Genomic DNA, 23,559 nt, shown 5'->3' with positions numbered 1-23,559 from the left:
GACGCCCGACGACCACGCCGCGCCGCAGTCTCGTCATTCGGCATCAGCGGCACCAACGCCCACCTCATCCTCGAACAAGCACCCGAACCCACCCCAACGGACATCCCGGACGAGGAGACGCCTGCCGTCGCGGTCACACTGTCGGCCAAGGATCCGGCCGCGCTCCGGGCCGCGGCGTCCCGGCTCCGCGACCACCTCGACGCGCAGCCCGCCGCCGTCCCGGCCGGACTCGCCGGGAGGCTCGCCGCCCGGACCCTGTTCGACCACCGGGCGGTGATCGTCACCGCGGGCGGAGACCGCGCCGGGCTCACCTCGGCGCTCACCGCGCTCGCATCCGAACGGGAGCATCCCGCGCTGGTCACGGGATCGCCCGCCGGACGCGGCGACGGCGTGGTCTTCCTGCTCAGCGGCCAGGGCAGCCAGCATCCCGGCATGGGACGGGAACTGTACGCGGCGTCCCCCACGTTCGCCGAGGCCTTCGACACCGTGTGCGCCGCGTTCGACCCGCACCTCGAACGGCCGCTCAAGGACGTCATGTTCGACGGCGGCGACCTCGTCAACGACACCGCCTACGCCCAGCCGGCGATCTTCACGCTCCAGGTCGCGCTGCACGCTCTGCTCGGCCACCACGGCATCACGCCCGACCGGCTGCTCGGCCACTCGATCGGCGAGCTCACCGCCGCCCACCTGGCCGGAGTATGGACCCTCGACGACGCCGCCCGGCTCGTCGCGGCGCGCGGACGGCTGATGAGCGCGCTGCCGTCCGGGGGCGGGATGCTGAGCGTCCAGGCGTCCGAGGCCGAGCTGCGGCCGCTGGTGGACGCCGAGGACGGCGTCGCCGTCGCGGCGCTCAACGGGCCCGCATCGACGGTCCTGTCCGGCGAGCTCACCGCGCTCGACCGGATCGCCGAGCGGCTCGACGGGCTGCGGCTGCGGCACCGGCGGCTGGTCGTCAGCCACGCCTTCCACTCGCCACTGATGGAGCCGATGCTCCACGAGTTCCGAGAAGTCGCCGCGGGCGTCACCGCGCGCCCGGCACGGATCCCGCTGATCTCGAACGTCACCGGGCTGCCCGCGACGGACGAGCAACTCGCCGACCCCGCCTACTGGGCCGGTCAGATTCGGGGTGCCGTACGGTTCCACGACGGCCTCGCCCGGCTGCACGCCGACCACGCTCCCGCCTGCTATCTGGAGCTCGGCGCGCGTCCCGCGCTGGCGACCCTCGCCCGCCAGGCCCTGGACGGCGTCACCGCACGGTCCGTCCTCGACCCGGCCCTCCCGGAACCGGCCGCGGTGCTGACCGCGCTCGCCCACCTGCACACCGCCACCCGGATCCCCGTCGGCTGGCGGGCCGGAACCTCGACGGCGTCCGCTCCGCCGCCCACCTACCCGTTCCAGCACCGCGCCTACTGGTACGAGCCGGTGGCGGCCCCCGCCCCCGCGGCGGAGTCCGAGACGGCCCTGTGGGAGGCCATCGACCGCCAGGACCTGAGCGCCCTGTCCAACGCCCTGGACCTGGACCTGGACGACCCCGCCAAGCGGCTCCTCCTCGCCGAGCTCCTCCCGGCCCTCTCGGCCAGCCGGCGCAGCAACGGCTGGTGGCACGAGCAGACCTGGCAGCGCGTCCCCGTCGCCGCCGACATGCCCCTTCCCGGCACCTGGCTCCTCCTCACCGACGGCCCCTCCCCCACCCTCCCCACCACCTTGCTCCCCCTCCTCACCGAACGCGGCGCCCAGCCCCTCCACCTCGACCTCTCCACGACCGCCGACGGCGCAGTCGCCTCCGGCACGGGCTCCGGTCCGGCCGGCGGCGCGGGGAGCGGTCTCGAACGGCTCGCCCGGGTGCTGGGTGAGGCCGTGGAGGGGGCGGCGGTCGAAGGGGTGCTGTACCTCGCGGCGGACGTGGACCGGGAGGCGGTGCGGTGGACGGCCGAGCTGCCCGAAGCGCTGGCGCGAGCCGGGATCGACGCGCCGTTGTGGTTCGTCACGCGGGGAGCCGTCGGCGACGGGGCGACCGCCCCGGTCGGCGATGTCTCGCAGAGCCTGCTGTGGGGAGTCGTGGAGACGGCGGGGCGGAGCGGGTCGCCTCGGCGGCTGCGGGCCGTCGATCTGCCGCTCGAAGCCTCTGGACGGGTGGGGCGCGCGTTCGCGGCCGCGTTGACCGGCGGGGACGAGCTCGTGGCGGTCCGGGACGGGGCGCTGCTGGTGCCGCGGCTGACCCGGGCACCGGGCGGCGACCGCGGCTGGACGCCCGCCGGGACGGTCCTGGTCACCGGCGGCGGGCTCGGGGTCGAGACGGCGAAGTGGCTGGCGGGCGCGGGAGCGTCCAGCGTCCTCCTGGCCGTCGACCCGGCCGAGGCCGCACCCGACGGGCTGGACGGCGCGATCATCCCGGTCGTGTTCGACCCCGCCGATCCGGCGGCGATTCCCGCTCTCCTCGAACTCCTCCCGGACGGCGAGCCGCTCGCCGCGGTCTTCCACACCGCAGCGATGGCCGGCGGCGGCACAGCCATGGACGCCGCCCGGCAGCTGCACGAATCCACCAAGGATCTGGAACTGTCCGCCTTCGTCCTCTTCGCTCCGCTGACGGCGTCGGCCAGAGCCCACTCCGCCCGTCCCGAGGATCTGGCGGTCGGGGCGTTCCACGACGCCCTCGCACGCCGACGCCGCGCCGCCGGGCTCCCGGCGACGTCGCTGCTGTGGGGGACGGTCGAAGGCGGCAGTGAGGAGCAGCCCGGCCTGCGCCCGATGCGCGCGTCGGCCGCCCTGCGGGACCTGCCGCGGATCCTCGCCGGGCCGCCCTGCGCGGTCGTCGCCGACGTCACCGCGGCGTTCCCCGGCGCGGCCCAGCGCACGTCCAGGGACGATGCCCGTGCCGCCGCCGACCCCGGCGGCCTCCTGCTCCGGCTTGAAGGCCGCTCCCCCGGGGAGCGCGACCGGTTGCTGCTGGAGTTCGTGCTCGCGACGACCGCCGACGCCCTCGGCCACGAGGGCGGCCACGCCGTCGCGCCCGAGGCCGACTTCCTCGACCTCGGCATCACCTCGCTCGGCGCCCTCACCATGCGCGACCGGCTCGCCCGCGCGACCGGCCTGTCCCTGCCGCCCAGCGCGGTCTACGACCTGCCGACCCCGTCCGCGCTGGCCGAGTACCTCGGCGCGGAGCTGGACGGCACAAGCCAACGGAGCACATCGTGAACGAACCTGTCGTGATCGTCGGAGCCGGCCCTGGCGGCCTCATGCTCGCCTGCGAGCTGGCCCTCGCCAAAGTCCCCGTCACCGTGTTGGACCGCCGGACGGAGCGCTCGCACGAGTCGGGCGGCGCGCTGCTGCACGCCCGCTGCGTCGAGACGCTCAGGCAGCGCGGCATCGCCGACCGGTTCGGCGACGCGTCCACCCCGCGCTGGAACCGGACCCATTTCGGCCTGCTGTACATCGAGTTCGACGAGGAGCTGGGCGAGACCGAGTTCGACTGGCTCATCCCGCAGGTCCGCACCGAGGAGATCTTGGAGGAGCGGGCCCTCGAACTCGGCGTCCAGGTGCTGCACGGCCAGGAGGTGACCGGGGTCGAGCAGGACGCCGGCGGCGTCACCGTGACGGTGGCGGCACAGGACGGCGAGCGGACCGTCCGCGGCGCCTACCTGGTCGGCGCGGACGGCGTGCACAGCACCGTCGCCAGGCTCTGCGGGTTCGACTACGAGGAGTTCGCGCCGGCCTACTACGGCGTGACGGCCGACGTCGGCGACTTCGCCGGCAACCGCGACAAGTTCGTCAACGGCCTGTACCCGGGCGGCCAGCTCGGCATCCTGCCGCTCCAGCCGGGCCGCATCAGGATCATGACGGTCGAGTGGGAGGACCGTGACGTCCCGCCGGGCACCCCGGTGACCAGGGACGAGGTCCTCGGCAGCGTCCGCAGGCTCGTGGGCACGGCACCCGACATCGAGGAGCCGACCTGGATGGAGCGCAACGGCCACGCGACCCGGCTGGTCCGCTCCTACCGGGACGGCCGCGTGCTGCTCGTCGGCGACGCCGCTCACTCGCACCCGCCGTCCTCCGGCAACGGCATGGTCACCACCCTGCAGGACGCCGTGAACCTCGGCTGGAAGCTCGCCGCCGAGGTGCTGGGACGGGCGCCGGAGGGCCTGCTCGACAGCTACGACGCCGAGCGCCGTCCGGTGGGCCGCCGGGCCTGCGTGCGGGCGGCGGCGCAGATCGCGATCCAGCATCCGCTGGAGAAGGTCGGGCCGCTGCGGGAGATCCTGGCGGGGCTCGTCGAGATGAAGGCGGTGCAGCGGTACCTCGTCCAGTACGTCACCGAGGTGTCCTACGCCTTCGACCTGACCGGCGTGCCCGGCGAGCCGCACGACCTGATCGGCCGGCGCTTCCCGGACGTGCGGGCGACCCGTCCGGACGGTACCGAGCTCACGACCTACGAGCCGCTGGCGGCCGGTCGGGGCCTCGTCCTCAACCTGACGGGCAAGCCGGAGGCCTTGCCCGCCGTCCCCGAGCACCTCGCCGGCCTCGTCGAGGTGGTGACGGTCGAGCCGGTCGCCGACCTCGACGCGCGGGTCGTGGTCGTCCGCCCCGACGGCTTCATCGCCTGGGCCGACCGAGGCGAGGACGGCGACGCCGGGTTCGCCCGGGCGCTCCGCGCCTGGTTCGGCTGACCCCGCTTGACCCTGGATATTCAGCGGAATCGGGGGATCTGACGCCCCGGTACCAGAAAGGTGCCGCTGACCTGCAAGGATGCGAGTGTCGAGGTCGTATCCGCTGCGAGAGTCAGGGCACCAATCCGGTGAGCGAGCCTCCAGGGTGGGACCGGCAGTTGTCCGTGGTCGCCGACGGCAAGGGGCTGAGCGGGCATGCCGGAGCGGTCCTGCTGCGCCGGCTGGCCGACCGGACGGGGTTGACGAGTGCGCCGGCGGCCGTGCTGCCCGCCGGGACGGGGCCGGCGGGCGGGACCGGGCGGTGGTGGTCGTGCAGCTCGCCGTGGCCATCGTGCCGGGGGCTGCGAACCTGTCGGACGCCGAGCAGTTGCAGGCCCCCCACCAGGGCTTGTTCGGGGCGGCGGTGTCCGACTCGACGACCCGACGGACGCTGGCAGCGATGGACGCCGAGGTCCTGGCGAAGATCGCTCGGGTGCGGGCCCGGGTACGTCGGCACGTCCGGAGCCTGCTGCACCTGCGGCCGGGCGGGTTTCCGCGGCTGACGCTCGCCGGGAAGTACCTGCACCGCCGGGTGGTGATCGACATGGACGCCACGGTCATCACGGCGGCATCGAAGAAGGAGGGCGCCGCGGCGACCTGGCCGACCACATCCGGGTGCTGCGCGAGGCGCTCGCCCAGGTCCCCGGAGCCTCGACGGCGAAGATCCTGGTGCGCGTGGACGGCGCCGGGGCCACCCATGGCCTGCACGAGCACCTGCGGGATCCGAACACGATGCGGCGCACGGTCCGCTTCACCACGGGCTGGACCATCACCGACGAGGACGAGAAGGCCGTCGCCCGCCTGCCCGAGGCCGCCTGGGAGACCTCGCTCCAGCAGGACGGCAGCGTGCAAGAAGGCTGCTTCGTGGCCGAGTTGAGCGGGCTGAACCGCCGGGAGGGCTGGATCAGGGGGATGCTCTGATCGTGCGCCGGGTCAGGCCGTCCGGCCGGCACGCGAAGGACCTCACTGCGTGCGAGAAGAAGACCGGCCGGAAGTACTCGATCACCGCCACCACGCGGTGGTCGAGGACCAGGTGGAAGCGAACAAGGCGATGGGCCTACGCAACCTGCCCTCCAAGTCCTGCAGATCAACCAGGCATGGATGCTGAGCGCGAACCTCGCCGCCGACCTGGACGCCTTGCGAACCACGCCCGCCGCCGATGGCTACGGACCGAGCGCACCTGGCCCTGGGCGAACGCGTCCACCACCGCCTGGCGGCGGCTGACCGACCTCCCGGCCGCCACCTGATCCACCAGCACCCGCCCCGACGAGAACCGGACAGGAGAGGACCGCACCACGGGCGAACCACCGAGCTGATCAACGACCAACCCCAGCTGACGGATCGAGCTTTAAGCGGGCTTTGAGGGGTCTTTTACGGGCTTTCGAGAGAATGGCCGTGGCAATTCCAGAATTGCCACGGCCAAATCCTGCCCATGCGAAAAAGGGGTACCCACATGTCCGACGGCCTCCGCGTTCTCGGAACAGCCTCGCACGTCGCCAACCTTCTCGGCGGCGACTCCAGCATCCACAGCCTGTACGGCCCCGAGGGATCGCCGGTCTACCACTTCCTCACCCGCTACGACGAGGCCGACGCCGAGGCGATGCTGGCGGTCGCCAAGGACCGCAAGGGAACGCTGCTCGAGCTGGCGTGCGGCTCGGGACGGCTCACCTTCCCGTTCCTGGAGCAGGGGTTCGACGCAGTCGGCCTCGACATGTCGCCGCACATGCTGAGGCTGTTCGCCGAGCGCCTCGAAGAGGAGAAGGAGGACGGCTCCGACTACACCGGCCGCGTCGCCACCATCGAGGGCGACATGACGTCGTTCTCCCTCGACCGGACCTTCGACTTCATCACCCTCGGCGCGAACGCGATCAGCTACCTGGAGAAGGAACAGCGCGCTTCGCTGTTCGCCTCCGTGCGCGCCCACCTCGCCGAGGACGGCCGCTTCCTGATGACGCTCATCGAGTTCCCCGGCATCGAGGATCGCTCGGAGCCGTTCGAGACCCAGGCGATCGTCGCGACCGGCGCGGACGCCGACATCCCGATGTTGCTGACCCTGCTCGACTACGTGGACCCGGTGGAGATGCTCCGGTCCAGCAACTTCCTCGCCCACCGCGTCGAGGACGGCAGGGTCATAGACTCCAAGATCTTCACTGCGCTGTCCGGCGTGCTGCCGGCCGCCCCGCTCCGTGCGGAGATCGAGGAGGCCGGCCTGCGGGTGCTGAAGCAGCACGAGGTGGTCAGCCAGTTCCAGATCCAGGCGTCGTTCGCGATCACGCCGAAGATCTACCTGCTCGAAGTGGCCCTCTAGTCCGTGCCCTTCCCCGGGGCCTCAGGCCTCGGGGAAGGTCCGCCCGAGCTCGGCGAAGGACTCCCCGCCGTGGTCGCCCCACAGATGCGTGATGGCCTCGAGCGTGCAGTAGTCGCGGAACAGCACGATCTGGCCGTCGCGGATCCGGAGGACCTGGATGTAGCGCGCGTCGAAGTGCTCGCCGGTGACGGTGTCCTCGGTCCTGGACGTGAACTCCGCGATGACGACCTCGGGGTCGTCGGTCTCGTAGACGGTCTCGTCGAGATGGTCGAGCAGGCGCCGGGTCCCGCGGGTGGCGTTCTGCAGGGCCGCCGAGATGACGGCCCGGATCGTCTCCCTGCCTTCGAACCGGCGTGGCAGGCCGTTCGGCGAGAACGGCACCTCCAGCACGCCGTCCTCGGCGAACAGGTCGGCCTGCCCGTCGGCATCGAGCCGGGAGATGCGTTCCTGCTTGAGCATGAAGATTTCACGGGGTGTCAGGTCTCTGTCGTGATTCATGGGCACATCGAACAGCAGGCCACTAAACACACCCTTACAGCACCCTAAAACGATCTTGCCGGTGCCTGGTCGGTTTGATATCGAGAAAGGCATCGTATATCACGTCGTCCGACCCTAGGGACCAAGAGATGAATGAGCCCATCGCCATTGTTGGAATTTCTTGCCGGTTTCCCGGGGGCGACGGCCCCGAGCAATTCTGGCGGCTGCTGCGCGACGGCCGCAGCGCGATAGGGCAGGCTCCGGAGGGCCGCTGGGACGACGTCGAGCTCCCGATGCGCACGGGTGGGTTCCTCGACCGGATCGACGGCATGGACCTGGGCTTCTTCGGCATCTCGCCGCGCGAGGCCTCGGTCATGGACCCGCGCCAGCGGCTCATGCTGGAGCTCGGCTGGGAGGCCCTGGAGGACGCGCGGGTCCTCCCCGGCGAGCTGCGCGGCTCCCGGACGGGCGTCTACGTGGGGGCCATCTGGGACGACTACGCCGCCCTGCTGCGTGATCTGGGCGGGCCGACCCCGCACTCGCTGACCGGCACCAACCGCGGGATCATCGCCAACCGGCTGTCGTACGTGCTCGGCCTGCACGGACCGAGCATGACCGTCGACACCGGGCAGAGCTCGTCGCTGGTCGCGGTCCGACTGGCCTGCGAGAGCCTGCTGCGCGGCGAGTCGGAGTTCGCACTGGCGGGCGGCGTCAACCTGAACATCCTCGGCGAGGGGACGCTGGCCGCGCTCCGTTTCGGCGCCCTGTCCCCCGACGGCCGGAGCCGCGCGTTCGACGCGGACGCCAACGGCTACGTGCGCGGCGAGGGCGGTGCGGTGGTCGTACTGAAGCCCCTCGCGCGGGCGATCGCGGACGGCGACCGGATCTACTGCACGGTCCTGGGCGGCGCGGTCAACAACGACGGCGCCACCGACGGGCTGACCACCCCGAGCGCCGAGGGCCAGGCACAGGTCCTGCACGACGCCTACCGGGACGCCGGGGTCGCGCCCGCCGACGTCCAGTACGTCGAGTTGCACGGCACCGGCACGAAGGCCGGCGACCCGATCGAGGCCGCCGCGCTCGGCGCCGTCCTCGGCACAGACAGGGATGGCCGGCTGCTCGTCGGCTCCGCCAAGACGAACATCGGCCACCTGGAGGGCGCCGCGGGCATCGCCGGCCTGGTCAAGACCGCCCTGAGCCTCCTGCACCGCGAGATCCCCGCGAGCCTCGGCTACGAGACCCCGAACCCCGCCATCCCGCTGGACGAACTGCGCCTGACCGTCCCGACCGAGCCGTCGGCGTGGCCCGGCGCGCACGGCGACGCCCTCGCCGGCGTGTCCTCCTTCGGCATGGGCGGCACCAACTGCCATCTCGTCCTCGGCGCGCCCCCCGTACCCGCCCCGCCCGTAGAGCGGCCCGGCCCCTCCACCGTCCCCTGGCTGCTGTCAGGACGGACGCCCGCGGCCGTCCGCTCACAGGCCGCAAAGCTCGCCGCCTACCTGGACGAACAGCCCACCCCGACCGCCCACACGCAGACCGGGGAACCCGCCGACCTCCTGGATGAGCGGCCAAGGCCGTCCGTCGTCGCGGTCGCCGCCGCTCTGGCGACCACCCGCACCGCGTTCGAGCACCGGGCTGCGGTGCTCGGATCCGACCGCGACACCCTCACCGCGGGTCTCCGTGCCCTCGCCGCCTCTGACGAGGGGCTGACGGGACGGGTCGATGGCGGGGCGACGGCGTTCCTGTTCACCGGGCAGGGGGCACAGCGCGTCGGCATGGGGCGTGAGCTGGCCGCGGCGTTTCCCGCGTTCGCCGAGGCACTGGACGCCGCCGCCGGTGAGCTCGACCGGCATCTGCCGCGCGGGCTGCGGGAGATCATGTGGGCAGAGCCGGGCGGAGCCGACGCGGCGCTGCTGGATCACACGCTGTACACGCAGGCGGCGCTGTTCGCCGTCGAGGTCGCGCTGTATCGGCTGGTGGAGTCGTTCGGGGTGCGTCCCGAGTACGTCGCGGGGCACTCGATCGGCGAGTTCGCCGCCGCGCACGTCGCGGGCGTGCTGAGCCTGGCGGATGCGGCGCGGCTGGTGGCGGCGCGCGGGGCGCTCATGGAGGAGCTGCCCGAGGGCGGCGCCATGATCGCGGTGCGGGCCTCGGCCGAGGAAGCCGCCGGGGTGCTGACGGGCGGGGTGGGGCTGGCCGCCGTCAACGGGCCGCGCTCGGTGGTGCTGTCGGGGCCCGAGGACGAGACCGTCCGGGCGGCGGCCGCGCTGGAGGAGCGCGGCCACCGGACCCGGCGGCTGCGGGTCGGCCGCGCCTTCCATTCGGCACTCATGGAGCCGATGCTGGAGCGGTTCGCCGAGGTCGCGGCGTCGGTGGAGTTCCGGGCGTCCCAGCTGCCGGTGGTGTCGATGCTCACCGGACGGCCCGTGGACGACGAGCTGCGGGACCCCGCGTACTGGGTGCGGCAGATCCGGGAGCCGGTGCGGTTCGCCGACTGCGTGTCCTGGCTGCGGGAGGCCGGGGCCCGGACGTTCCTCGAGCTCGGGCCCGGACGGGTGCTGACCGTCCTCGCCGAGGAGAACCTCGACGACGGCGCGTCGGTGTTCCTGCCCACGCTCCGCGACGGGGCGGAGGAGCACGCGTTCGTGACGGCACTCGCGGGCCTGCACGTCCACGGCGCCGAGATCGACTGGCGGTCCCTGCTCGGCACCGAGACGACCGATCTTCCCACGTACGCCTTCCAGCGCAGGCAGGTCTGGCCCGACCAGACGAACCTGCGGACGAACAGCCGTGTACCGGTCGTATCGCAGGAAGCGGCCGAGGATGCCGGGGAGGAGCCGTCCGAGGACGGGCCGTACGGGCGGGACGCTCTGGGAGCGCTCAGCGGGGCCGAGGCCCGGCGGAGGCTCGCCGACCTGGTCAGGGTCTGCGTGGAGACGGCGCTCGGATACGGGCCTGAGGACGCCCTCGACACCGGGCTGACCTTCAAGGAGCTGGGGTTCGACTCCGCGACCGGGGTCGATCTGCGCGGCAGGCTCCAGGCGATGAGCGGCCTGCGGCTGCCCGCCACCATGATCTTCGACTGGCCGACTCCGGAGACCCTCGTCGGCCATCTCGTCGAGGAGCTGCTCGCGGCGCCCGGCGACGACGCCCCGACCCTGACGGCGGCGCGCGCCGACGAACCGATCGCGATCGTCGGGATCGGCTGTCGTTACCCGGGCGGCGTCCGGTCCGCCGACGACCTGTGGCGACTCGTCGACGAGGGCCGGGACGCAATCACCGAGTTCCCCGGCAACCGCAGCTGGGACCTGCGATCCCTGCTCGGCGACGCCGACGCGCCCGGCGGCTCCACCACCCGGCACGGCGGGTTCCTGCACGACGCTGCCGCCTTCGACGCGGCGTTCTTCGGGCTCAGCCCGCGCGAGGCCACCGCGATGGACCCGCAGCAGCGGCTGCTGCTGGAGACCGCGTGGGAGACCTTCGAGCACGCCGGAATCGACCCCACGGGCCTCGCCCGCCGTCCGGTCGGCGTGTTCGTCGGCGCGACGGCGCACGGCTACGGCCCCGAGCTGCGTGAACCCGTCGACGGCTACGACGGGTTCCGGCTGACGGGCAGCACCGTCAGCGTCGCGTCCGGGCGGATCGCCTACACCTTCGGCTTCGAGGGCCCCGCCGTCACGATCGACACGGCCTGTTCGTCCTCGCTGGTGGCGCTGCATCTCGCGGGGCGCGCGCTGCTGGCGGGCGACTGCACGATGGCGCTGGCCGGCGGTGTGACGGTGATGAGCTCGCCCGGCATGTTCCTGGAGTTCAGCCGCCAGAACGGCCTCGCCCCCGACGGCCGCTGCAAGCCGTTCGCGGCCGCCGCCGACGGCACCGGCTGGGCCGAGGGCGTCGGCCTGGTCCTGCTGGAGCGCCTGTCGGACGCGGAGCGCCTCGGCCACACCGTCCTCGCGGTCATCAAGGGTTCGGCGATCAACCAGGACGGCGCCAGCAACGGGCTGTCCGCGCCGAACGGGCCGTCCCAGCAGCGGGTGATCGAGCAGGCGCTGGCCGGCGCGGGCCTGACCGCCGACGAGGTCGACGCGGTCGAGGCCCACGGCACCGGAACGACCCTCGGCGACCCCGTCGAGGCGCAGGCACTCCTCGCCACCTACGGCCGCGACCGCGTCGGCGGGCACCCCGCCCGCCTCGGCTCGATCAAGTCGAACATCGGCCACACCCAGGCCGCCGCCGGTGTCGCAGGCGTCATCAAAATGGTGCAGGCGATGCGCCACGGCACCCTCCCGAAGACCCTCCACCTGGACGAGCCCACGCCGCACGTCGACTGGACCACCGGCGCCGTCACCCTCCTCGCCGAACCGGCCGCCTGGCCCGACACCGGCCGCCCGCGCCGCGCCGCCGTCTCCTCCTTCGGCATCAGCGGCACCAACGCCCACCTCATCCTCGAACAGTCCCCCACCGGGGTGGCCGCCTCCGGTGGGGAGGCCGCTTCCGGGCAGGGGACGGACGTCGTGTTGCCGGTGTCGGCGAAGGAGACGACGGCGCTGCGGGCTTCGGCCGGGTTGCTGGCCGGTCATCTTGGTGGGCGGGACGGGCTGGTGCCCGGGGATCTGGTGGGGGGGCTCGCCGGGAGGGCGCAGTTGGCGCGGAGGGCAGCGGTCGTCGTCGGGAGGGACGACAGGGACGGTGCGATCGAGGCGTTCGAGGCGTTGGCGGCCGGGCGGCCGCATCCGGCGGTGGTGCTCGGGCCCGAGAGGCAGCCTGCGGGGAGCGGGACCGTGTTCGTGTTTCCCGGGCAGGGGTCGCAGTGGGCCGGGATGGGGTTGCGGCTGGGGGAGGAGTCCGCGGCGTTCGCGGCCGCGCTCGACGACTGTGCGCAGGCGCTCGAACCGCATACCGGGTGGCGGCTGCCCGATGTCCTGGCGCTGCCCGAGCTGCCGGGGGGAACCGACGTGGTGCAGCCCGCGCTGTTCGCCATGATGGTGGCGCTCGCCCGGCTCTGGCAGCATCACGGGGTCGAGCCCGACGCCGTGATCGGGCACAGCCAGGGAGAGATCGCCGCCGCGCACATCGCGGGCGCGCTCAGCCTGGACGACGCCGCACGGGTCGTCGCCGTCCGGGCGCGGGCGCTGCTCGACCTCGCCGACACCGGACGGATGGTCTCCGTCCCGCTCGACGCCGGCTCCGCCGAGGCCCTCATCAGCCGGCTCGGCCTCACCGGGGAGTTGCACGTCGCGGCCGTCAACGGGCCCGCCCTGACCGTGGTGGCCGGGACGACCGCCGCCGCCGGGACGCTGCTCGCCCACTGCGCCGCCGAGCACGTCGACGCCCGCATGATCCCCGTCGACTACGCCTCGCACACCCCGCTCATGCACCCGCTGCGCGCCGATCTCCTGGCCGAGCTGGGCGACGTGACCGCGATGCCCGCGCGGATCCCGTTCCACTCGACCCTCACCGGCGGCCTCCTGCCCGACACGACCGTCCTGGACGCGGCCTACTGGTACGACAATCTCGCCAACCCCGTCCTGTTCCTGCCGACGCTCACCGCACTCGCCGAAGACCACACGCTGTTCGTCGAGACGAGCCCGCATCCGGTGCTGGCGCCCGCGATCCGGGAGACCGCCGACGCGCCGGTCTCGGCGCATCCGACGCTCCGCCGCGACGACGGCGGCCACCGCAGGTTCCTCGCCTCGCTCGCCGGTTTCCGCCTGCACTCGGCCAAGCCCGGCTGGCCTGCGCCGCGCCGCCCGGAGATCCCACTGCCGTCCTACCCGTTCCAGCCGGTCCGCTACTGGCTGGACCCGGCCGGCGACGGCAACGCCGCGGGCACCGGCCTCGACCCGTCCGACCATCCGCTGCTCGCGACGGCCGCCGTACTCCCCGACGGCCGCTGGCAGGCGACCGGCGTGCTGTCGCCCGAAACGCCCGCGTGGACGCCCGACCACGCCGTGCACGGCGTCCCGCTGCTGCCCGCGACCGCGTTCCTCGACCTGGCGCTGCACGCGGGCGACGTCACCGGCTGCCCTGTCGTGGAGGAGCTGACCCTCCAGGCACCGCTCACCCTGACCGACCCGTGCGACCTGCACGTCTCGGTCACCGCCCCGGACGACCGGGAGCGCCGCAGGATCACCGTCCACTCCCGCCCGCATTCGGGCGGCGGCTGGACCGAGCACGCGTCCGGGACCCTCGTGCCCACCCCTCCGCAGGCTCTGCCCGCCCACACGTCCTGGCCGCCGGACGGCTCAGCCGCCGCCGACGTCACCGGCCTCTATCCGGCGCTCGCCGACCGTGGCTACGGTTACGGCCCCGCCTTCCAGAACCTGCGCGAGTTCCGCACGCGCGGCGCTGAGCTGCACGCCCTGGTGCGGCTCCCGTCCGACCTGCCCGCCGGACGGCACGGACTCCACCCGGCACTACTGGACGCCGCGCTCCACGCCCTGCTGCGGGCGACCGTCCTCGACGGCGACGGCCCCGTCAGCCTGCCGTTCTCCTGGTCCGGAGTCCGGCTGTGGGCGACCGGCGCGCAGGCCCTGCACGTCGTGCTGACACCGCTGCGGCCCGGCGCGGTCTCCCTGCACGCCGCCGACCCGTCGGGACGGCCGGTGCTGACCGTCGCCGAGCTGACGCTGCGCGAGCAGGCCGACGGCCCGGCCCCCGCCCGGACCGCGGACGACCTGTTCGACCTCGGCTGGCTGCCCGCCGGGCTCCCCGACGCGGACCGTCCGGCGCCGCTCCGGCTCGACGGGCCGCTCGCCGATCTGGCGGCGGCCGTCGAAAGCGGGACGGTCGAAGCCCCCCTGGACGTCGTCGTGCCGCCCGCGATGATCGCCGCGACCTGTGGCCGCGAGCTGGACGACTGCGACTGCCCCGACTCGGTCGCCACCGCCACCACGGCCGCGCTGGCCCTCCTCCAGGAGTGGCTGGCCTCGCCCGCCCTGCACGGCGGCACCCTCACCTTCTGCACCGTCCGCGCGCACCGGCTGCCCGGCGACGACCATCCGATCCACCTGCCGCACAGCGCGGTGTGGGGTCTGGTCCGGTCCGCGCAGAACGAGAACCCCGGTCACTTCCAGCTGCTGGACGTCGTCGCCGACGTCCCCGGGGAGATCGCGGCCGCCGTCTCGGCCGCCCACGCCCTTGACGAGAACCAGCTGGCGCTGCGCGGCGGGACCGTCCACGTGCCCCGCCTCGCCAAGGCCGCCGCCGGACGGCTCCTGCCGCCCGCCGGGCCGTCGTGGCGGCTGGACATCACCGGCCTGACCGGGACGTTCGATGATCTCGAAGTGGTCCCGTCCGACGCGCCGGACGTCCCGCTCGGCCCCGGCGAGGTTCGGGTCGCGGTGCGGGCGGCGGGCGTCAACTTCCGTGACGTGTTCGTGTCGCTCGCCATGCGCGAGGGCGAGACCGGGCTCGGCCTGGAGGGTGCGGGCGTCGTCCTGGAGACGGGGTCGGAGGTGACCGGCCTGGCGCCCGGCGACCGGGTGTTCGGGCTGTTCTCCCACGCGTTCGCGCCGGTCGCGGTCGCCGACGCCCGGCATCTGGCGCTTCTGCCGGAGGACTGGACGTTCGAGCAGGGCGCGTCGGCCCCGATCGTGTTCCTCACTGCCTACCACGGCCTCGTGGATCTCGCGCAGATCAGGCGCGGGCAGCGGGTGCTGGTGCACGCGGCGGCGGGCGGCGTCGGGATGGCGGCCGTCCAGCTGGCCCGGCATCTCGGCGCCGAGGTGTTCGGGACGTCGAGCGCCGGCAAGCGGGACGCCCTCGACGCCCTCGGCCTGGACGAGGCGCACCGGGCGGACTCGCGGAGCCTGACGTTCGAGGACACAGTCCGCGAGTCGACCGGCGGCCGCGGCGTCGACATCGTGCTGAACTCGCTGGCCCGGGAATTCGTCGACGCCTCGCTGCGGCTTCTCCCCCGGGGCGGTGCGTTCGTCGAGATCGGCAAGACCGACATCCGGGACGCCGGGGCCGTCGCCGCCGACCATCCGGGCGTCGCCTACACCGCGTTCGACCTGCTCGTGGTGGACCCGGACCGGGTCCAGGCGATGCTGGGTGAGCTGTCGCGGCTGTTCGCCTCCGGGACACTGCGGCCGCTGCCGGTCCGCGCGTGGGAGCTGGCGGAGGCGCGGGCAGCGCTCCGCCACCTGCAGGAGGGCGCGAACGTAGGCAAAGTCGTGCTGACCCCGCCGCGGGCCCTCGACCCGGACGGCACCGTCCTCATCACCGGCGGCACGGGCACGCTCGGCGGCCTCGTGGCCCGGCATCTGGTGACCGTCCACCGCGCCCGGCGGCTGCTGCTCGTCGGCAGGCGCGGCCTGGACGCTCCCGGCGCGGCCGAGCTGGTCGAGGAGCTGGAGGGCCTGGGGGCGCGGGTGACCGTCGCGGCCTGTGACGCGGCCGACGCCGTCGCCCTCGACACGCTCCTGTCGGGGCTCTCCGCCGAACATCCACTGACGGCGGTCGTCCACGCGGCGGGCCTGCTCAGAGACGCGCCGATCACCGGCCTGACCGAGGAGGCCCTGGAGGAGGTGATGCGGCCGAAGATCCACGCCGCCTGGAACCTGCACCAGCAGACCTGGGACCTCGATCTGGCCGCGTTCGTGCTGTTCTCGTCCGCGACCGGGGTGCTGGGCAACCCCGGGCAGGGCAACTACGCCGCCGCCAACACCTATCTCGACGCGCTCGCCCATCTGCGCCGCGGGCACCGGCTGGCGGCCCTGTCGGTGTCGTGGGGCCTGTGGGAGCGCGGCAGCGGGATGACCGGCGAGCTGACCGACGCCGACCGTGCCCGGCTGCGCCGGGCGGGCCTGACCCCGCTGGCCGACGATCATGCGCTCGCGCTGCTGGACACGGCGCTGCGGCTCGGCAGCCCACACGTGGTGGCGACGCCGCTGCCGCCGGGGACCGCGGCCGCGCATCCGTCACCGCTGGTGCGCGGCCTGGCGCCCGCGGCCCGGCGGGTCGCCGCGGCGGGCAGCGCCCCCGACACGACGGGCTGGGCGGGCCTGATTGCCTCCCTGCCGGAGGACGAACGGTACACACGGGTGCTCGGAGAGGTTCGCGACCAGGTCGGGGTCGTGCTGGGGCATCCGTCGCCGGAGAGTCTCGACACCGGGCAGGCATTCCGGGAGATCGGATTCGACTCGCTGACAGCGGTGGAGCTCCGCAACCGGCTCAACGCGCTGACCGGGCTGCGGCTGCCGACGACGGTCGTGTTCGACCGGCCCACCATCGACTCCCTCACCCGGTTCGTGCTGGAGGAACTGTCCGGGAGCGTCCCTGCCGTGCCCACGGCCGCCGTCGCGGTGGCGGCCGACGACGATCCGATCGCGATCGTCGCGATGAGCTGCCGTTATCCCGGCGGGGCGGACACCCCCGAAGCCCTGTGGCGGCTCGCCCTGGACGGCATCGACGCCATCGGGGCGTTCCCCGCCGACCGGGGCTGGAGCGCCGAGCTGTTCGACCCCGACCCCGACCGTCCGGGGACGTCGTACGTCCGGGACGGCGGGTTCCTCTACGACGCGGGCGGGTTCGACGCCGAGTTCTTCGGGATCAGTCCGCGTGAGGCGCTCGCCATGGACCCGCAGCAGCGGCTCCTCCTGGAAACCGCGTGGGAGGCGCTCGAGAACGCCGGGATCGACCCGGCGGAGCTGCGCGGCCGTCCTGTCGGCGTGTTCGCGGGCGCCATCGCCCAGGACTACGGGCCGCGCATGCACCACGGCCCGCGCGACGTCGGCGGCTACCTGCTGACCGGTTCCATCACCAGCGCGATCTCAGGCCGGGTCTCCTACACGTTCGGGTTCGAGGGCCCCGCCGTGACGGTCGACACCGCCTGCTCGTCGTCGCTGGTGGCGCTGCACCTGGCGGCACGTTCGCTGCGGTCGGGCGAGTGCGAGATGGCGCTGGCGGGCGGCGTCACGGTGATGAGCTCGCCGGGCATCTTCCTGGAGTTCAGCCGCCAGCGGGGCCTCGCCCCCGACGGCCGGTGCAAGCCGTTCTCGTCCGCCGCCGACGGGACGAGTTTCGCGGAGGGCGCGGGACTGGTCGTCCTGGAGCGGCTGTCGGACGCCGAACGCCACGGGCACACCGTCCTCGCGGTCCTGAAGGGGTCGGCGGTCAACCAGGACGGCGCGAGCAACGGGCTGTCGGCGCCGAACGGGCCGTCGCAGGAGCGGGTGATCGAGCAGGCGCTGCGCGACGCCGGGCTGACCGCCGGGCAGGTGGACGCCGTCGAGGCGCACGGCACCGGCACCACGCTCGGCGACCCGATCGAGGCGCAGGCGCTGCTCAACACCTATGGCCGCGGCCGTGACGACGCTCCGCTGCGGCTGGGGTCGATCAAGTCGAACATCGGGCACAGCCAGGCCGCCGCCGGCGTCGCGGGCGTGATCAAGATGGTGCAGGCGATGCGGCACGGCACGCTGCCGAAGTCGCTGCACGTGGACGCGCCCTCCCACCACGTCGACTGGGAGTCCGGCGCGGTGGAACTGCTGACCGAGACGACTCCGTGGCCCGACACGGGACGTCCGCGCCGGGCGGCGGTGTCGTCGTTCGGGATCAGCGGCACCAACGCCCATCTCGTGCTGGAGCAGGCTCCGGAGCCCGTGCCGGTGGACGCCGGTGGCACCGAGGTCGTGGCGGTCCCGCTGTCGGCGCGGACTCCGCAGGCGCTGCGGGACGCGGCCGGGAGGCTCGCGGCCCATCTCGCCGTACGGCCTGAGGCGGCGCCCGGCGGGCTGGCGGCGGCGCTGGCGCGGCGGCGGCCGCTCCAGCACCGCGCCGTGGTGATCGCCGGGCGCGACGACCGGGCTGGGCTCGGCGAGGCCCTCGCGGCGCTCGCCGCCGGTGAGGAGCATCCGGCCGCCGTCACCGGGGTTCCGGGGGCGGGCGGGCTCGTGTTCCTGTTCAGCGGGCAGGGCAGTCAGTTCTCCGGCATGGGACGTGACCTGCATGCCGCGTTCCCGGTGTTCGCGGCCGCCTTCGACGAGGTCTGTGCGGCGTTCGGGCCGCATCTCGAACGGCCGCTCAAGGACGTCGTGTTCGGCGACGACGACGCGATCAACGACACTGCGTACGCGCAGCCCGCGCTGTTCGCGCTTCAGGTCGCCCTCTTCCGGCTGCTCGAAGAGGACGGCGTCGCGCCCGACCAGTTGCTCGGGCATTCCATCGGCGAGCTCACGGCCGCCCACCTCGCCGGGCTCTGGACGCTCGACGACGCCGCCCGGCTGGTCGCGGCGCGGGGACGGCTCATGAGCGCGCTCCCCGCCGGCGGTGGCATGCTGACCGTCCAGGCGGCCGAGGCGGAGCTGGCGCGTTATCTGGACGGCGTCGAGGTCGCGGGAGTGAACTCGCCGCGTTCGACGGTGCTGTCCGGGCCGCGCGACGCCCTCGACCGGGTGGCGGCGCGGCTGGCCGAGGACGGCATCGACGCGCGCGGCCTGGTGGTCAGCCACGCCTTCCACTCGGCCCTGATGGAACCGATGCTCGCCGACTTCCAGGCGATCGCCGAGACCGTCACCTGCCACCCGACCCGGCTGCCGGTGATCTCGAACGTCACCGGGCGGACCGCCACCGAAGAGCAGCTCACCGACCCCGCCTACTGGGCCTCTCAGATCCGCAGTGCCGTCCGCTTCCACGACGGGCTCACCCACCTCCACGCCGAACACTCCCCCGCCCTCTACCTGGAGCTCGGGCCGCGCCCGACGCTCGCGACGCTCGCCGAACAGTCCCTGGACGGCACGGCCGCCGTGTTGCCGGTGCTGCATCACCGGAAGCCGGACGTCACCGCATATCTGACGGCCTTGGCGGGCCTGTACGTTCGGGGCAGGGCCGTGCTGCCCACAGGCGGCCCGGTGCTCGACGTGCCGCCGCCCGCCTACCCGTTCCAGCGGACCCGGTACTGGCTGACCGCGGCGAAGGACGCCGGAGACGTCACCGGGCTCGGGCTCGGCGCGGCGGGGCATCCGCTGCTCGCCACCGAGACGACGCTGCCCGACGGCCGCTGGCAGGCGACCGGCAGGCTCTCCCCGGAAGGCCTGCCGTGGCTCGCCGACCACGCCGTCCACGGTGCGCCGCTGCTGCCCGGCACGGCCTTCCTCGACCTGGCGCTGCACGCCGGGCGGGCCACCGGCTGCCCCGCCGTCGAGGAGCTCACCCTGCGCAGCCCGCTGTTCCTCGAACCCGGCCGTCCCCGCGACGTGAACGTCACCGTCGCGGCCCCCGACGAGCTGGGCCACCGCGCGCTGACCCTGCACGCCCGGACGGGCGACGACGAGGAGTGGACCGAGCACGCCTCAGGCCTCCTCGCCCCCTCCGGAGACCTTCCAGAAGCGGCGGACCCGCCGTCCGGCCACGCCGACGCCGTCGACCTGACGGACCTGTACGAGCGGCTAGCCGACCACGGCTACGACTACGGCCCGGCGTTCCAGAACCTCCACGACCTGGAGCGCGACGGCGCGGTGTTCCACGGGACGGTCAGGCTCGGGCCCGACCACGACACCGCCGGGTTCACGGTGCATCCGGCATTGCTGGACGCCGCGCTGCATGCCCTGGCCGTCCAGGGCATGGCGGACGGCGCGCACCCGCTGCCGTTCACCTGGCGTGACGTGCGCGCCGTCCCGTCGGACGCGGCCGAGCTGCGGGTGCGGATCGCCCCGGCAGGGCCGGGCGCCTTCGAGGTCACGGTGACCGATCCTGCCGGCCTGCCGATCCTGTCCGTCGGGGAGCTGTCGACCCGCCCCGTCTCGGCGGAGGAACTGCAGCGGGTCTTCTCCGGCCGGAACCCGGTGCCGCTGACGACGATCGTGTGGGAGCCGGCCGGCTCCGGCGACGCCGGCGGGACGGTCGGCGGGGTGCTGGAGGTCCCGTCCGGGCTGGAGCCCCTCGCGACGGCCGGGCACGTCCTGGACGCGGTCAGGTCCTGGCTCGGCGCGGACCACGACGGGCCGCTGCTGGTCGTCACCCGACCGGCGGACGGCGCCGATCTGGGGCAGGCCGGCGTCCCCGGGCTGGTCAGGTCCGCGCAGTCGGAGCATCCCGGTCGGATCGTGCTGCTGGACGCCGAGACGGACGTCACCGCCGAGCTCGCGGCGGCCGCGATCGGGACCGGCCGTCCCGAGCTCCGGCTCCGCGACGGCGGGTTCCTCACGCCCCGGCAGACCGACGCCGCGTCCGGGACCGGGCGGTTCCGCACCGACGGAACCGTGCTGATCACCGGCGGCACCGGGGCGCTCGGCGGGATCGTCGCCGAGCACCTGGCCGTCCGGTACGGCGTCCGGCGCCTCCTGCTCACCGGGCGGCGCGGCCCCGACGCCCCCGGCGCGGCGGACCTCAAGGCCCGCCTGGAAGGCCACGGCGCCGAAGTCGTGATCGCCGCCTGCGACGCCGCCGACCCCGATGACCTCACCGCACTCCTCGCATCGATCCCGGCCGAGCATCCGCTCACGGCCGTGATCCACGCGGCGGGAACGCTGCGTGACGCGCCCCTGGACCGGCAGACACCGGAGCATCTCGCCGACGTGTTCCGGCCCAAGATCGACGCCGCCTGGAACCTCCACCGGCAGACCCACGACCTCGACCACTTCGTCCTGTTCTCGTCCGCGGCCGGGTTCCTCGGCACGCCGGGGCAGGCCAACTACGCGGCGGCCAACACCTGCCTCGACGCCCTCGCCCACCACCGCCACACCGAAGGCCTTCCCGCCACCTCGATCGCATGGGGGCTGTGGCAGGAGGTGGGCGGCATGACGTCGCGGCTCGCCGACTCCGACCTGGCCAGGCTGCGGCGGGCGGGGATCGTCCCGCTGACGGCCGAGCAGGGTCTCGCCCTGTTCGACGCCGCCCTGGCCGCCGCCGAACCGTATGTGATCGCCGCACCGCCGCCGAAGAAGGCCGCGCCGCCCCGCACGCGGGGCGGCGGCCTCGCCGCACGGCTCGCCGGACGCGCCGAGGCCGAGCAGGCCGAGATCCTCGCCGAGGTGCTCCGCACCGAGATCGGCACCGTCCTCGGGCTCGGCCGCGACGCCGTCCTCGACCCGGACCTGCCCTTCCGCGACCTGGGCTTCGACTCCCTGGCCGCCGTCGAGCTCCGCAACCTGCTGGCCAGGGCGACGGGCCTCAAGCTGCCGTCCACGCTGGTCTTCGACCATCCGACGGCGGGCGCCCTCGCCCGGCATCTGCGGGCTGAGCTCACGGGGGCCGCCGGAGCGGGCGCGGTGGTCAGGTCCCGGACGGCCGATCCCGGCGAGCCGATCGCGATCATCGGGATGGGCTGCCGCTACCCCGGCGGGGTCAGCTCTCCGCTCGACCTGTGGCGTCTGGTGGAGTCCGGCGGCGACGCCATCGGCCCGTTCCCCGCCGACCGCGGCTGGGACGACGATCTGTTCGACCCCGACCCGGAGCGGACCGGCAAGTCCTACGTCAGGCACGGCGGCTTCCTGTACAGGGCGGGCGACTTCGACGCGGCGTTCTTCGGGATCAGCCCGCGCGAGGCGCTCGCCATGGACCCGCAGCACCGGCTGCTGCTGGAGATCTCCTGGGAGGCCCTCGAAAGCGCCGGGATCGACCCCGGCACGCTGCGGGGACGGCCCGTCGGGGTGTTCACCGGCGTCATGTACGACGACTACGGCCAGCGGGTCGCACGGTCGTCGGGGTCGTTGGAGGGCTATCTCGTCAGTGGCAGCGCCGGGAGCATCGCGTCCGGCCGGGTCGCCTACACCTTCGGGTTCGAAGGCCCCGCCGTCACCATCGACACCGCCTGTTCCTCCTCACTGGTCGCGACCCATCTCGCCGCGCAGGCCCTGCGGTCCGGCGAATGCGAAGTGGCGCTCGCGGGCGGGGTGACGGTCATGGCGACCCCGTCGGTCTTCCTGGAGTTCAGCCGCCAGCGGGGCCTGGCGCCCGACGGCCGCTGCAAGCCGTTCTCGGCGTCCGCCGACGGAACCGGCTGGGGCGAGGGCGCGGGCGTGCTCCTGCTGGAGCGGCTCAGCGACGCCCGCCGCAACGGCCACGAGATCCTCGGCGTGATCCGCGGCACCGCCGTCAACCAGGACGGCGCGAGCAATGGGCTCACCGCCCCGAACGGCCCGTCGCAGGAGCGGGTGATCGGCCAGGCGCTGGCCGGCGCGCGGCTCACAGCCGGCGAGGTCGACGCGGTCGAGGCGCACGGCACCGGCACCACGCTCGGCGACCCGATCGAGGCGGGGGCGCTGCTCAACACCTACGGGCGCGCGCACTCCGCCGACCTGCCGGTCTACCTGGGCGCGGTCAAGTCGAACCTCGGGCACACGCAGGCCGCCGCCGGAGTCGCCGGAATGATCAAGATGGTGCAGGCGATGCGGCACGGCGTCCTGCCGAAGACCCTGCATCTGGACGGGCCCTCGCCGCACGTCGACTGGTCCGCCGGGCACGTGGCCCTGCTGCCGGAGACGATGCCGTGGCCGGAGACGGGACGGCCGCGTCGCGCGGCGGTGTCGTCGTTCGGGATCAGCGGCACCAACGCGCACGTGATCCTCGAACAGGCTCCCGGGGCCTCGGGCGCCGTCGAGCCGGAGGCCGGACCGGTGCTGGTGCGCCTGTCGGCAAAGGATCCGGCGGCGCTGCGGGAGGCGGGGGCGCGGTTCGCCGGGCATCTCGCCGAGCATCCCGAGGTGACGGCGGGCGAGCTGGCGGCGGGGCTGGCGGCCCGGCCGCCGTTCCCCCACCAGGCGTCGGTGGTCACCGGCGATCGCGGGGTCCTCGCCGGGGCCCTCTCCGCGCTCGCGGCCGGTGAGCCGCATCCGGATCTGGTGGTCACCGAGCCGCGCGGCGGCGGTGTCGCGTTCCTGTTCAGCGGCCAGGGCAGCCAGTTCTCCGGCATGGGACGCGACCTGCATGCCGCGTTCCCGGTCTACGCCGCCGCCTTCGACGAGGCTTGCGAGGCGTTCGGGCCGCATCTCGAACGGCCGCTCAAGGACGTCGTGTTCGGCGACGACGACGCCATCAACGACACCGCCTACGCACAGCCCGCGCTGTTCGCGCTCCAGGTCGCCCTCTTCCGGCTCCTCGAAGACCACGGCGTCCGCCCCGACCAGC

6 protein-coding genes are annotated in these 23,559 nt (G+C 73.9%); 5 read left to right on the top strand and 1 reads right to left on the bottom strand.

From position 1 onward, the window contains the following. The 4 genes from ABZ887_RS49390 to mpaM all read left to right on the top strand — a co-directional run. Positions 1-3,195, top strand: a 3,195-nt coding sequence (locus ABZ887_RS49390; RefSeq protein ID WP_361305983.1) for an acyltransferase domain-containing protein, incomplete at its 5' end; no start/stop codon positions are given. Beyond that, on the top strand, positions 3,192-4,664 hold the full coding sequence (locus ABZ887_RS49385) for an FAD-dependent monooxygenase (RefSeq protein WP_361305981.1): 1,473 nt from the start codon (positions 3,192-3,194) through the stop codon (positions 4,662-4,664). The genes ABZ887_RS49390 and ABZ887_RS49385, both read left to right, overlap by 4 nt. A gap of 654 nt (positions 4,665-5,318) precedes the next feature. Continuing rightward, entirely contained in the window at positions 5,319-5,624 is a 306-nt protein-coding gene (locus ABZ887_RS49380) for a hypothetical protein (RefSeq protein ID WP_361305979.1), read from the top strand. Positions 5,625-6,156: 532 nt separating this feature from the next. After that, positions 6,157-7,011, top strand: coding sequence for a daptide-type RiPP biosynthesis methyltransferase (mpaM, locus tag ABZ887_RS49375; protein WP_361305977.1), 855 nt, complete (start codon positions 6,157-6,159; stop codon positions 7,009-7,011). 21 nt (positions 7,012-7,032) lie between these two features. Here the strand turns inward: mpaM and ABZ887_RS49370 are convergent, their stop codons facing one another. Further along, positions 7,033-7,509: a nuclear transport factor 2 family protein gene (locus ABZ887_RS49370; RefSeq protein WP_361305975.1), complete on the bottom strand. Its 477-nt coding sequence runs from the start codon at positions 7,507-7,509 to the stop codon at positions 7,033-7,035. 128 nt (positions 7,510-7,637) lie between these two features. On the opposite strand from ABZ887_RS49370, the gene ABZ887_RS49365 reads away from it, so the two are divergent. Then, the coding region (locus ABZ887_RS49365; RefSeq protein WP_361305973.1) for an SDR family NAD(P)-dependent oxidoreductase at positions 7,638-23,559 on the top strand (15,922 nt) is incomplete at its 3' end.

Source organism: Streptomyces sp. NPDC047061 (assembly GCF_040643955.1).
Taxonomy (GTDB): Bacteria; Actinomycetota; Actinomycetes; order Streptomycetales; family Streptomycetaceae; genus Streptomyces.
This window is presented reverse-complemented; position numbering and strand designations above follow the sequence as displayed.

Coding starts and splice junctions, on each gene's coding strand:
- mpaM (WP_361305977.1), top strand. CDS start 6,157: ATGTCCGACGGCCTCCGCGTTCTCGGAACAGCCTCGCACGTCGCCAAC.
- ABZ887_RS49370 (WP_361305975.1), bottom strand. CDS start 7,509: ATGAATCACGACAGAGACCTGACACCCCGTGAAATCTTCATGCTCAAG.